This is a genomic window from Ornithinicoccus hortensis, from assembly GCF_006716185.1.
Taxonomy (GTDB): domain Bacteria; phylum Actinomycetota; class Actinomycetes; order Actinomycetales; family Dermatophilaceae; genus Ornithinicoccus; species Ornithinicoccus hortensis.
Genome location: NZ_VFOP01000001.1, coordinates 3042410 through 3055567 on the forward strand (window position 1 = coordinate 3042410; position 13158 = coordinate 3055567).

The following is a 13158-nucleotide window of genomic DNA, read 5'->3' on the forward strand; positions in this document are numbered from 1 at the left end:
CGTAGGTAGCCAGCACTCGGAGTCTTACGCACCTACATGGTCACCGAGCACGCAGAACTCGTTGCCCGAGGTGTCCCGCATGACGATCCAGGCGTGCCCCTGGGCCCAGGCCTCCTGCGCTCGCGTGGCCCCGAGGGACAGCGCGATCTCGACCAGCTCGTCCTGGGTCTGCCCGCCGGGTCCGGGGCGGACGTCCACGTGGGTGCGGTTCTGGCGCTCCTTCGGCGCCGGCTCCGGGCAGAGCTCGAGCAGCGGGCCACGCAGGCTTGGGTGGCGCAGGGTGACCGGGCCGACGCCCTCGGTGCGCACCCAGCCGGTGATCGCCTGGTAGAGGCGGCCGTCCCGTTCCGGGTCCGCGCTGTCGAGCGGGAGCGCGGCGATCGGACCGGTGTCCTGGTAGGCGGACCGTTCCTCCATCACGCAGAAGGCGTTGCCGTCCGGGTCGGCCAACACCACCCAGGGGACGTCCCCCTGACCGATGTCGACCCGCCTCGCCCCGAGCGCGAGCAACCGCTGCACCACCTCCTCCTGGGCGGCCCCTCCGAGCAGGTCCAGGTGAAGGCGCCATCCGGGGGCGGGTGGCTCGGGAACCCGATCGATGCAGATGTCCAACCAGAGGTCCTCCGCCAGCGTCATCCGCCCCTCGAACAGGTCATCGGTCACGGTGAACGGCTCCAGCCCGAGCGCCCCCGTCCAGAACTCGCCGGCGCGTTGTGGGTCCCGTGCCTGCATGTTGATGTTCTCGAGGCCCATCCCCTCACCCTACGAGCGGGCGGCCTCGGCGAGGGTATGAATAAATGCCGTCACCCGGTCCCCCGACGCCGGCGGCTCGTCCACCCCACCGGCAAAGGCTGCCACCCGGTGCACGCCCGCCGCGGCCAACAGACCGATCTGCTCGGCCGCCTGTCCGGAGGTGACGTTCTCGGCAGTCGGCAGGAACGCCACCACCTCGGGCCTCCCCTCCCGGCCGGCATCCGCCCACGCCGCCGTGACCGCCTCGATCGCCTGGGCCGCCCGCGCGGGGTCCACGACCCCACGCGGTGCGACATCATCCAGGATCACCCCGTCGGCCAACTCTCCGGCCACGGCCAAGGTCCTAGGCCCTCGCCCGCCGACAAGGACCGGCGGGACCACGTCGGGCGGGAACCGCAACCGCACGCGGTCCAGCTCGACATACCGTCCGTCCGTGGTGACCTCCGCACCGTGCAGCAGGGCGCGGACGGCGCGGACCTGTTCCCGCAGCAGGGTGACCGGCGAGGCCACCCGGGCGCCGACCTGCCCCATCCAGTCCTGCACCCCGTGCCCCATGCCCGGCAGGAACCGTCCCGGGAACATCGCACCCAGCGTCCCGATCTCCATCGCGGTCAGCGACGGGAGGCGCAGCGGCACGGGCAGCAACCCGATGCCGACCCGGAGCCGCTCGGTCGCGGACAGGATCGCCGCTGCGGGTGCAATGCCGCTGGCTGCGAAACAGTCCTCCCAGAGCCACACCTCCTCCAGTCCTGCCTCCTCCGCGGCACGTGCCGCGGCGAGCATCCGGTCCGGTGGCTGGTCGGCAGGCTGGATCAGGGCGATGACGGGCTCGGGGTGCATGCCTCACAGTCCACCATCGGCCACCGACACGGCACCATCGTTCGCACCGGCGATCGGCAGTTCGCGCCGACTGACGATGACACGCGCCTCCCCGGAGACCGGGTCGGTGAACCGCACCGCGTGCGCGAGCAGCTGCAGCGGCGTGCCGAAGTCGCCGGGGGACACGTCGCGCACCTGCGGGTAGAGCGGGTCGCCGAGGATCGGGATGCCCAGGCCTGCGAGGTGGACACGCAGCTGGTGCGTCTGCCCGGTCGTGGGCGTCAGCCGGTAGGACCCCACGAGCAGGCCCTCGTGCTCCACCGTGTCTGAAAGCTCGATGCGGGTCACCGCATTGACCGGTCCGTCCTCGACCACCGCCTGCAGCGACCCCCGCCGCTTGACCAGCCGGTTGGCGACCGTCAGCGGCAGGTCCAGGTCCGCCCGCAGCGGTGCGAGCGCCAGGTAGGTCTTGGCCAGTCCCCCGGCCTGCACCATCTGCTGGTAGGCGCCGCGGGCCTCCCGCCGGGTGGTCAGCAGCAGCACCCCGCTGGTCAGCCGGTCCAGACGGTGCACGGGCGCGATGTCGGGCAACCCCAGCTCCCGGCGTAACCGCACGACCGCGGTCTGCGCGACGTGGGATCCGCGCGGCATGGTCGCCAGGAACGGCGGCTTGTCCACCGCCAGCAGGCCGCTCTCCTCGTCGTGCAGGAGCACCGTCAGCTCGCCCGGCACGTCAGCCTCCTCGGGCAGGTCCCGATACAGGTATGCCGAGGAGCCGGGTCGGTAGGCCGTGTCGGCGACGACCGGGGTGCCGTCGGCCAGGAACACCTCGCCGGCGCGCACCCGCCGGGCGATCCCGTCCGGGTCGCCCGTGCGCTCGGCCAGGAAGGCCACGACCGTCGGCCAGGTCCCGTCGAGCGGTAGCCGGACCCGGGCGGGCCCGAGCCCGTCCCGCGGTGGGAGCGGGGGTCCCGGCGTGGCACGCCGGCGGCGACGAGCCACGGGGCCGGGTCCGTCAGTCGCGGGTGAGCCTGCGGTAGGTGACGCGGTGCGGACGGGCCGCCTCGGCACCCAGCCGCTCGACCTTGTTCTCCTCGTAGGCCCCGAAGTTGCCCTCGAACCAGTACCAGTTGGCCGGGTTCTCCTCGGTGCCCTCGTAGGCCAGGATGTGCGTGGCCACCCGGTCCAGGAACCACCGGTCGTGGCTGATCACGACGGCGCAGCCGGGGAAGTCGAGCAGCGCGTTCTCCAGCGAGCCCAGGGTCTCCACGTCGAGGTCGTTGGTCGGCTCGTCCAGCAGCAGCAGGTTGCCGCCCTGCTTGAGGGTCAGGGCCAGGTTGAGCCGATTGCGCTCACCACCGGAGAGCACCCCGGCCTTCTTCTGCTGGTCCGGCCCCTTGAAGCCGAACTGGCTGACGTAGGCGCGGGACGGGATCTCGACCTTGCCGACCTGGATGAAGTCCAACCCGTCGGACACGACCTCCCAGAGCGACTTGTCCGGGTCGATGCCGCCGCGGGCCTGGTCGACGTAGGAGATGTTGACCGTGTCGCCGACCTTGACCGTGCCGGCGTCCGGCTCCTCCAGCCCGACGATCGTCTTGAACAACGTGGTCTTGCCGACACCGTTGGGGCCGATCACCCCGACGATGCCGTTGCGCGGCAGGGTGAAGGACAGGTCGTCGATCAGGACCCGGTCGCCGAAGCCCTTGCGCAGCGAGTCGACCTCGATCACCTGCGCCCCCAGGCGCGGGCCCGGCGGGATCTGGATCTCCTCGAAGTCGAGCTTGCGCTGCTTGTCTGCCTCGGCGGCCATCTCCTCGTAGCGGGCCAGCCGGGCCTTGTTCTTGGTCTGCTTCGCCTTGGCGTTGGAGCGGACCCACTCCAGCTCCTTTTCCAGGCGCTTGGCCAGCTTGGCGTCCTTCTTGCCCTGGACGGCCAGCCGCTCCCGCTTCTTCTCCAGGTAGGTGGAGTAGTTGCCCTCGTAGGGGTAGAGCCGACCACGGTCGACCTCGGCGATCCACTCCGCCACGTTGTCCAGGAAATACCGGTCGTGGGTGACGGCCAGGACGGCGCCGGGGTAGTTGGCCAGGTGCTGCTCCAGCCACTGCACGGACTCGGCGTCCAAGTGGTTGGTGGGCTCATCGAGCAGCAGCAGGTCCGGCTTGCTCAGCAACAACTTGCACAGCGCGACCCGGCGGCGCTCACCACCGGAGAGGACCGTGACGTCGGCGTCGGGCGGCGGGCAGCGCAGGGCGTCCATCGCCTGCTCGAGCTGGGAGTCCAGGTCCCAGGCGTCGGCGTGGTCGATCGCCTCCTGCAGCTGGCCCATCTCGGCCATCAGCGCGTCGAAGTCGGCGTCCGGATCGGCCATCTCCTCGGAGATCGCGTTGTACCGGTCCACCTTGGCCTTGATCTCACCGACCCCTTCCTCGACGTTGCCGAGGACGGTCTTCTCCTCATTCAGTGGCGGCTCCTGGAGCAGGATGCCGACCGTGTAGCCCTCGCTCAGCCACGCCTCGCCGTTGGACGGCTGGTCCATCCCGGCCATGATCTTCAGGATCGTGGACTTGCCGGCACCGTTGGGCCCGACCACGCCGATCTTGGCGCCGGGGTAGAAGGACATCGTGACGTCGTCGAGGATGAGCTTGTCACCGACCGCCTTGCGGGCACGCGTCATGGTGTAGATGTATTCGGCCATGGTGGCCAGGGTAGTCGGCCAACTCGGCCGGTCCGAATCGCCCGGGCCCGGTGCCGCCGCCGGCCCGCGGCGGGGTGCGCCGGTCAGCTGGCCGCCTGCTCGGCATACCCCTGGTCGTCGGCCGGATCGTCACCGGCCGGATCCTCGCCGACCGGATAGTCACCGCCCGGATCGTGGCCGACCGCCGCGGGGTAGTCCTCCTCCGGCGGCTCCGGCACGACGTCCTGGTCCATCTCCTGCATCGCAGCCCGGACCGACTGGTCGTCCGCCGGGTCCACGCCCGGGACGGTCGGGCGCCGGACCCGGCTGAAGCTGCCCTGACCACAGTTCAGGTCCCAGCCGACGGTGGAGGCGGAGATCTCGGTGTCGATCCCGGACTTCTCCCCCTGGGTCCACTCCCGCAGGGTGAGCCGGCCGTGCACCACCACCGGGTCGCCCTTCTGCATCGACTCGCGCACGTTGAGACCGAGGTTGCCGAACGCGATGACCTTCAGGAAGTCCGTCCCCGTCTGCACCCACTGCCCGGTGTCCTTGCTGTAGTGACCCCGGTTGTGGGCCAACCGGAACGTCGTGAACGGGCGCCCCGACGCGTGGCCGAAGTGTTGTTGCGGATTGGCCGTCAGGTTGCCCGCGACCGTCACCATCATGTCCTTCATGGATCCCACCCCTTGTCTGGTGTCTGCCCGCCGGGAGCGGCGGGTCGAGCCCACCGTGGCCGAACGCCCCGGCCGGGGGAAGCGCCCGGTCGGGGCCTGTGGACGGTGGACCCCGACCGCCGTGGCTGTGGACAGGATCCGCGGATGGGACGGAACGGGCCCCGCGGCGGTCAGGACAGGACGGCGTCGAGGTGCTGGCGGGTGCGTCGGTGCCGCTCCAGGACGGCCTCGACCGGCCTGCGCACGTGCTCGGTCGCGACGCCGCGCACGGCCTCGGTGAGCCGCCCGTCGACCACGGCGCGGCGGTGCCGGGCACCGGACCGGGCCAGCACCTTGGCCAGGGCGGCCAGCACCAGCCCGAGGACCAGACCTCCGCCCAGGAGCAGCAGCGGGATCGGGACGGGTCCCCAGGTCGGGGCCTCCATCGGCACCTGCAGCCAGCCCAACACGGCCAGCAGCGCGAGCCACAGCAGACCGACGACCGCGCAGGCGGCCAGCAGCAGCTGCAGGAATCCCAGGACGGACCACCAGGCGGGGTTGCGGGCCCGCAGCGGGGTGCCCATCACCGCCTGGTCGAGGGCGTCGGCGAGGGCACCGTCGCCCGGCGTCGCCGCCTGGGCGACGGCCTCGGCCCAACGCGGGGGCAACGACGCGCCCGCGGCCTCGCCGACGCGTCGGGTCGCCAGCGCCACCCCGGAGCGCGCGGCCGGGCTCGGGGCGGGCAGCGAGGACCGGCCCAACACGGTGCGCACGTCCGAGGGGCTGATCCCGGCCCCGCCCGCCCGGTCATCACCCAACCGCAACCGGCGCAGCGGGTCCGGCCGCAGCGCGCCGATCCACCGGGTGAACGGCCACCCGGCCCGGCTGCCCGCCTGGCGCAGGTAGTCCTTGCGCACCGCCTCGAGCACGACCGGCACGCCCGCCGACCGTTTCAGCGCGTCGACCAGCGCGGCGTCCTCGTCCTTGCCCCGGGCCGGTTCCGTGTCGGCCACCCCGGCGCGCAACTCCCGCGCCGTCCCGCGCAGGTCGCCGACGAGCCGCTGCTCGGCGGCGGTGCGGGCCCCGACGACCTCCCCGATCTCCCCGCGCAGGTCGTCCAGCCCCTGCTGCAACCGGGCGGAGGTGCCGATCACCTCGAACTCTCCGGCCCCGTCCGCGGCCACCAGCCGGGCCAGGTCGGCCTTGAGCTGCTCCACCGCCTCCGGCGAGGGGATCCGGTCCACCTGGTTGAGCACCACCAGCATGACCGCCTCGTGGTCCTGCAGCGGCCGCAGGTAGTCCTCGTGCAGCCGTGCGTCGGCATACTTCTGCGGGTCGGTGACCCACACGAAGACGTCGGCCCGTCCCAGCACCCGGTCGGCCTCGACCCGGTGCGCCACCTCCCGGGAGTCGAAGTCGGGCAGGTCGATGAGCACCAGCCCGTCGAGCGGGTCGGCGGTGCCGGCCGGGGCGCCGGTCCGCACCTGGTGGCGCCGGTGTATGCCGAGCCACTCCAGCAGTTCCTCGGCCGGCTCGGGCCCCCACACGGCCGCAGTGGCGGTGGCGGTGGTGGGACGGCGCGCCCCGATGGTGGAGACCTCCTCGCCGACGAGGGCGTTGAACAGGCTGGACTTGCCCGACCCGGTGGCGCCGGCCAGCGCGACGACGGTGCGCCCGCCCTTGATCGCCCAGCGCTGGCGGACCTTGTCGACCAGGTCGGTCGCCGCGGCCACCGGCTCCGGGTCGAGCTCGGACCCACCGACGGCGAGCGCCTCCTCCAGCTGGTCGGCGCGCCAGGTCAACGGTCGCTGGCCGGTGTCGGCGCCCTTGCGCCCCAGCCTCATCGGGCGTCCTGCACGGCGCGGGCGGCCTGCTCGACGCGGCGGCCGGCCTCGCGGTCCACCGCCACCTGCTCGAGCACCCGGTCGAACCGGGAACGTTCCTGCTCATAGAGGGCCTCGACCCGGGCCAGCAAGGACGCGCGGGCCTTGGCCGCCAGCTCCCGGACCGCCTGGTCGCCGAAGACGGCCTCCAGCAGGCGCTGCGCCAGCACCGCCGAGCCGCCGGCGATGCCGACCTCGAGCCCGGTCAGCCCTGCGGTGGAGGCGAAGACGAGCAGCATCAGCAGCACGGCGAGCCCGTTGACCCCGAAGGCCAGGTAGCGGGCGGTCGCCCGCTTCTGCCCGGCCTCGTTCCGCACCAGGTCGAGCAGTTCGCCCTGCCAGTCCCGGATCAGCCGCTCCACCCGTTCGGGCAGGTCCGGGGACCCGTGGGCCAGGTCGGGGTTGGCGCGGACCAGCGGCTCCCCACCCGGGGTGCTGCGCCAGGTGCGGGCGGCCTGGCTGGCGGCCACCTGACCGTGCGAGGTCACCAGCGAGGCGGCGCCGGTCTGCAGCGCCTCTCCCAGCTGTTCGGTGCGGGCCGGCTTGCCCCGGAAGAAGCTGCTGAGCCGGTCCCGCAGTCGGCCGATCCCGACCTCCACCTGGCGCAGGAACTCACCGGTCCCGACCAGCTCCTGCCACCGGGCGAGCACCTCCCCCCGCAGCAGCGTCCCGTCCTGCATCCCCCCCTCGACCCCACGGACCGCCTCCTTGTATGCCGTCAGCGCGGCGGTGTGCAGCGCCTCGCGGCTCTCCACCTGGGACCGCGCGGCGGCCCCCAGCCCGGTCGCTCGCTCGGAGAGCGAGTCGAGGGCGCCGGAGAGGGTGCGGCGGATCACCATCGAGCGGGCACGGGCGTCACCGGCCAGCGTGTGCAACCAGCCGCGGAGCCGCTCGGTGTCCCGCGGGGGCAGCATGCCGTCCTCGTCGAGCCGGGTCTCGGTGATGGTGAAGATCGGCGACTGGTTCAGCCCCTGGTCCCGCAGCATCTGGGCCAGGTGTGTGCGGATCTCCTCCATCGCCTCCGGTGGCACGCGGTCCAGCACGATGGCCACCGAGGTGCCGCGTTCGGCGGCCTGGCGCAGCAGGTCCCACGGGACGGCGTCGGCATACCGGGCGGCCGTGGTGACGAACAGCCACAGGTCGGCCGCGGCCAGCAACTGCCGGGCCAGGTCCCGGTTCGCCTGGACCACCGAGTCGATGTCGGGGGCGTCCAGCAGGGCCAGCCCCTGCGGCAGCGCGGCGGAGGACACCAGGCGCACCGAGGTGGGGTCGTCGGAGTCGGTGGGCGACCCGGTCAGCCGGGCCAGGCCGGGCAGCACCCGGTCGTCGGTGAACCAGGCCACGTCCTCGGGGTGGTGCACGAGCACTGAGGCCCGGGTGGTGGGGCGCAGCACCCCGGTGCGCGAGACGGGTTCGCTCACCACGGAGTTGACCAGGGTGGACTTGCCGGCGCCGGTGGATCCGCCGACCACGCACAGCACGGGGGCGTCCAGCGCCCGCAGCCGGGGCAGCACGTAGTCGTCCAACTGCTGCACCAGGCCCGCCCGTGCGGCACGGGCCGGGTCGACGTCGGGCAGTTCCAGCGGCAACCGGACCCCGTCGGCGGCCGCGCGCAACTGTTCGACCGCACCGAGCAGGGCCTCGCCGGTTTCAGTCTGGGTCACGGCCCAAGACTGCCCTCCGAGCGACGTTGCGACAAACCGGACCCGCCGCGGCGCACCGATTGGTCAGCGAACAGTCCCTCCCCGACCCAGCCGCCCTCGCTCGCACCGGGTGGCACGGCGAACAGGCCGGATCCGGTGTGCTGGAGGTATTCCATCAGGGCGTCGTCGCGGGAGAGGCGGGTCTGCATCGGCACGTACCCGGTCCGGGGGTCGCGCACGTAGGCGATGAAGAACAGCCCGGCATCCAGCCGCCCCAGGGCGGTCGTGCCGTCGGCGAAGTTGTAGCCGCGGCGCAGCAGGCGCACCCCGTCGTTCTGGCTCGGGTGGGCCAGCCGGACGTGGGAGTCGACCGGGATGAGGGGCTCCCCGCCGCGCCCGGCCAGCGCGAAGTCCGGCTCGGTGAACTCCTCACCGCCGGACAGCGGCGCCCCCTCCACCCGGTCGCGCCCGATCAACGCCTCCTGCTCGCGCAGCGAGGTGCGGTCCCAGGTCTCGATGTGCATCGAGATCCGCCGCGCCACGAGATAGCTCCCACCCCGCATCCACCCGGCTGCCGGGTCGTCCCCCTCCCCGACCCAGACGTGCTCGGCGACGGCGGCCTCCTCCTCGACCTTGAGGTTGGCCGTGCCGTCCTTGAAGCCGAACAGGTTGCGCGGCGTGGCCTGGCTGGTCGACGTCGAGGAGGTGCGCCCGAAGCCGAGCTGGGACCACCGCACGGCGGCGCGGCCGAACGCGATCCGGGACAGGTTGCGCACGGCATGGACCGCCACCTGGGGGTCGTCGGCACAGGCCTGCACGCACAGGTCCCCGTCGCTTCGGGCAGGATCCAGGTTGTCAGCCGGGAAGTGCGGCAATGGCTCGAGCGCCGCCGGGCGCCGGTCGGCCAGCCCGAACCGGTCGACCCCGTCGGCCGTCTCGAACAGGCTGGGCCCGAGCCCGATGGTGATGGTCAACCGGGAGGGCGGCAGCCCCAGCGCCTCGCCCGTGTCGTCCGGCGGCGCGTCGTAGGCACCGACCGGCTCGCCCACGACCTGGCCCTGCGTCATGGCCGCGGCCGCCGCCGACCACTCCTGGAGCAGCCCGACCAGCTCCTCCCGGGAGTCGGTGCGCAGGTCGAAGGCGGCGAAGTGCATCCGGTCCTGCGCCGGGGTGACGATCCCGGCCTGGTGGGTGCCGTGGAACGGCCAGGAGTCCGGGAGCCCGCCGGCGCCGCCCGTGCCGCCCCCGGACCCGTCGGACCCGACGGCCCGGCCCACGGCATACCCACCGGCGATCCCGGCCGCGGCGCCACCCCCGACATACCCGAGGAACCGGCGGCGGGACACCCCCGGGGTGCCCGGCCGTCCCTCGGGACCGCGTGCTGCGCCCACCTACGGCACCATCCGCTTCCTGGCCGCGCGCCTCACGACAGCACCGCGGCGGTGACCTGCGAGAGCGGCTCGGACAGGGCGTTGACCGCGTCGGACAGCGCCTTGACCTCCTCGGTCGACAGGTCGGTGTAGAGCACGAAGCCCTCGCCGTCGCGCTGCTCGTCCAGCAGTGCCTGCAGCTCCTCGAACCGGGTCTCCACCTCCGCGTCCAGCTCCGGGTCCTTCTGCTGCAGCAGGGGACGCAGCCCCTCCCAGCCGACCCGAGCACCGTCGACGTTGGCCTGGAAGTCCCACAGGTCGGTGTGCGACCAGTACTCCTCCTCGCCGGTCACCTTGCCGGTCGCGACCTCGTCCAGCAGGCCCTTGGCGCCGTTGCCGATCTGGTCGGCCGTGTAGTCCTGGTCCCGGGTGCGGTCGTAGAGCTCCTGGGTGTCGGCGACCAGCTGGTCGGCCAGCGCCGTGCGCTCCTCGTCGGTCTTGGCCTCGTAGGAGCCGTCGACCGGCGGCCATAGGTCCTTCTCGATGGCGTGCCAGCCGGTCCACTCCTGGTCCGGCTCCAGGTCGGCCTCCCGCAGGTCCATCCGCGGGTCGAGGTCGCCGAACGCCTCGGCCACCGTCTCGATCCGCTCCCAGTGCACCCGGGCCTCCGGGTAGAGCGCCCGCGCCGCGTCGTCGTCGCCGGCGGTGTAGAGCTCGGCGAACTCCTGGGTCTCGGTGAGCAGCTGCTCGGTCTGGTCCTTGACGTAGGAGCCGTACTGCACGTTGGCCTGCTCGACCAGCTCGGCGTCCTCCCCCGCGACCAGGTCGGCGCCGGAGTCGCTGACCGTGAAGGCCGCGCGGATGCCCTCGCCCACCATGCCCGGCTTGCACGCCGTGAAGTAGTCACCGGGGGCGGCCTGCAGCACCAGGTCCCGGGTCAGCCCGGGCCCGATGTTCTCCACCTCGCCGATGATCCGCAGCCCGTCGTCCCCGAGCAGGTAGAACTCCGTCACCTGGCTGCCCTCGTTCTTCACCGAGAACGCGATCCGCCCGGACGGTGCCTCCGTGGTGGACACCTCGCACTGGTCGTCGGTCGAGACCACGGACAGCGGCCCGCCCGCCTCTCCGGACTCGGTGGACTCCTCGGGGCTGTTGCTCTGGCAGCCGGCGACGGTGATCGCCAGCGCGCCGACGAGGACGGTGGGCAGGACTCTGCGCATGGTGGGGTGCTCCTTGTGGTGTGCGGGTGGGTTGGTATGTCGGGGGTCAGGTCGGACGCGTCGCCGGCGCCTGGCCGGTGGGTGCCCGGTGGGGCGGTCCGGAGGGCCGGGTGGCCCGCAGGAAGATCACCATGACGGGCACGGCATACAACACCCACGTGGCGACCTCGAGGACGGTCATCGAGGGCGCGAGGTTGAGGATCCCCTTGACCACGGTGGCCAGCACGGTGCCCGGGGCGACCGTGTCAGAGAAGTCGAAGGCCAGGGTGTTGAGCCCGGGCAGCACGCCCGCCTCCTGCAGGTCGTGCACCCCGTAGGAGAGGACGCCGGCGGCGACCAGCACCAGGAAGGCGCCGGTCCAGCGGAAGAAGACCGCCAGGTTGAGCCTCACCGTGCCCCGGTAGAACAGCCAGCCCAGCACGACGGCGGTGAGGATGCCGAGGAGGGCACCGCCCAGCGGCACGAGCGTCGACTCCCCGGACACGCCGGCGGCGGCGCGGGAGGCCGCCCAGATGAACAGGGCCGTCTCCAGCCCCTCCCTGCCGACCGCGAGCATCGCCAGCACGACGACGGAGGCCTTGCCGCCCTCCGCTGCGCGGTCCAGCTGGTGGCGCAGCTCCCCGCTCATGCCACGCGCGGTGCGCGCCATCCAGAAGACCATGTAGGTCACGAAGCAGACGGCGATGATCGACAGGCTGCCCCCGATCAGCTCCTGGGCCTGGAAGGTCAGGCCCTGCGGGCCGAAGGTGAGCAGGGCGCCGAAGCCGAGGGACAGCGCGACGGCGACCCCGATCCCCGCCCAGACCGCCGGCAGCAGGTGCCGCCGGTCGCTCTTGACCAGGTAGGCGATCAGGATCGCGACGACCAGCGCCGCCTCCAGCCCTTCGCGCAGCCCGATCAGGTAGTTCCCCAGCACGACGGTGCGTCCTTTCCGCGGTGGTTCACGGAGCACCGTGGGCGTTGTCCGTGAGGTTAGCCTTGCCTATCCGAATCGGACTATACGCCTGTGGCGGGCGCTGTCGAGCCCGTGTCGCTGTCGGATCTCCCGGCCCGGACCGCGGCCCTCTGGTCCGGCTTCTTCCCCGCCCGGCGGACCCCGAGCCACCCGCTCAGGACCAGGAGGACGAGGACGACCCCGCGGGCGACCCACGGGACCGCCCAGGCAGCGGCCGACGCCTGCGCCGGCTGGGCCAGCTGGCCGGCTACCGCCTCCGGCACCACGGCGACCTCGGCCGAGACCCCGCAGCAACGGCCAGGTCCCCTCGAGCGCCACCTCCCGGGTCACCGAGCTGCCGGGCATGATCTCGTCGACGACCACCTCTGCGGACGTGCCGGCCAGCCCCCCGGGTCCGGACACCGTGACCGTCTCGTGGCCGAGCGCCCGCACGTTGCCGGTGTTGGTGGGCGTGTACCGGACCGTGGTGGTCACCGGCTCGATCGGGTTCGCCCCGAAGGGCTGGTCCACGGTCAGGTCGCTCACGGCGAGGGCGACCTGCTGCTCCCCCGACACGCGGACGTGGATCCGGGAGCCCAGCCTGCGGTCCAGCCGGACGGTCCCCGTCTCGTCGCCCGTCACGTAGGAGGTCACGATCCCCCCGGGGTGGTCTCCCGGCGCCGCGTCCTCCGGCACCGCGAGGGTGAACTCCACGGACTCGCTCTCCCCGGGCGCCAGCACCAGCTGGTCGGTGTCGGGCGTCACCCAGGCGCCCAGGTCCGTCGCCGGGGTGTCCGCTGGTTGCAGGTCCAGGTGGCCGGACGGCGTGGTGTACCCGTCCGCGGCATAGACCGCCAGCGTGAGTTCCTGCGGGCTGGCGTTGGTGACCACGAACGCGTCGGTGATCTCGGCGCCCGGGTCCAGCAGGTAGCCGTAGTTCGCCCGGTCCGTGCCGTGCTCGTTGTCCGCCGGACGGACGCTCCAGGTCAGCTCGTCACCCGTGGGCGCATCCGCCTCGCCCGCGGCCCACGCCGCGCCCGTCCCGCCCAGGGCCAGCAGGGCCGTGAGCAAGCCCGTCAGCAGGGTCGACAGCAGGGTTGCCAACACGGAGGGTGGCTTGGTCATCAGAAGGTTCCCTCTCACCGGTTTCTTCTTCTCACCGGGTTGGGTGGGCTGCTCCAGCCGTGGGCCGGGCCCCGGTCG

Annotated in this window: 11 protein-coding genes; all 11 read right to left on the bottom strand. The window is 72.7% G+C overall.

The window, feature by feature from the left end; translation table 11 throughout:
* Positions 1-24: 24 nt before the first annotated feature.
* On the bottom strand, positions 25-753 hold the full coding sequence (locus FB467_RS14185; protein WP_141785678.1) for a VOC family protein: 729 nt from the start codon (positions 751-753) through the stop codon (positions 25-27).
* A 9-nt stretch (positions 754-762) separates the two neighbouring features.
* On the bottom strand, positions 763-1593 hold the full coding sequence (locus FB467_RS14190; protein WP_194288365.1) for an LLM class flavin-dependent oxidoreductase: 831 nt from the start codon (positions 1591-1593) through the stop codon (positions 763-765).
* 3 nt (positions 1594-1596) lie between these two features.
* Complete coding sequence (locus tag FB467_RS14195; RefSeq protein WP_141785679.1) at positions 1597-2574, bottom strand: pseudouridine synthase; 978 nt, start codon at positions 2572-2574, stop codon at positions 1597-1599.
* A 13-nt stretch (positions 2575-2587) separates the two neighbouring features.
* On the bottom strand, positions 2588-4270 hold the full coding sequence (gene ettA / locus FB467_RS14200; RefSeq protein WP_141785680.1) for an energy-dependent translational throttle protein EttA: 1683 nt from the start codon (positions 4268-4270) through the stop codon (positions 2588-2590).
* A gap of 83 nt (positions 4271-4353) precedes the next feature.
* Positions 4354-4926: a single-stranded DNA-binding protein gene (locus FB467_RS14205; RefSeq protein ID WP_141785681.1), complete on the bottom strand. Its 573-nt coding sequence runs from the start codon at positions 4924-4926 to the stop codon at positions 4354-4356.
* A gap of 170 nt (positions 4927-5096) precedes the next feature.
* The gene (locus FB467_RS14210) at positions 5097-6749 is read right to left on the bottom strand and encodes a GTPase (protein ID WP_141785682.1); all 1653 of its coding nucleotides are present in this window, start codon (positions 6747-6749) and stop codon (positions 5097-5099) included.
* Positions 6746-8452 (bottom strand): dynamin family protein, encoded by a 1707-nt coding sequence (locus tag FB467_RS14215; RefSeq protein ID WP_141785683.1) that lies wholly within the window; start codon positions 8450-8452, stop codon positions 6746-6748. Before FB467_RS14215 ends, FB467_RS14210 begins: the two co-directional genes overlap by 4 nt.
* Entirely contained in the window at positions 8449-9822 is a 1374-nt protein-coding gene (efeB, locus tag FB467_RS14220; protein WP_141785684.1) for an iron uptake transporter deferrochelatase/peroxidase subunit, read from the bottom strand. The genes FB467_RS14215 and efeB overlap by 4 nt, the downstream gene beginning before the upstream one ends.
* Positions 9823-9854: 32 nt before the next feature.
* Entirely contained in the window at positions 9855-11021 is a 1167-nt protein-coding gene (gene efeO / locus FB467_RS14225) for an iron uptake system protein EfeO (RefSeq protein WP_141785685.1), read from the bottom strand.
* A 46-nt stretch (positions 11022-11067) separates the two neighbouring features.
* Positions 11068-11937 carry an iron uptake transporter permease EfeU gene (efeU, locus tag FB467_RS14230; protein WP_141785686.1) on the bottom strand — a complete coding sequence of 290 codons (870 nt, stop codon included), beginning with the start codon at positions 11935-11937 and terminating at the stop codon, positions 11068-11070.
* Positions 11938-12003: 66 nt separating this feature from the next.
* Positions 12004-13080 (bottom strand): WxL protein peptidoglycan domain-containing protein, encoded by a 1077-nt coding sequence (locus tag FB467_RS14235; RefSeq protein WP_141785687.1) that lies wholly within the window; start codon positions 13078-13080, stop codon positions 12004-12006.
* Between the last annotated feature and the right edge of the window lie 78 nt (positions 13081-13158).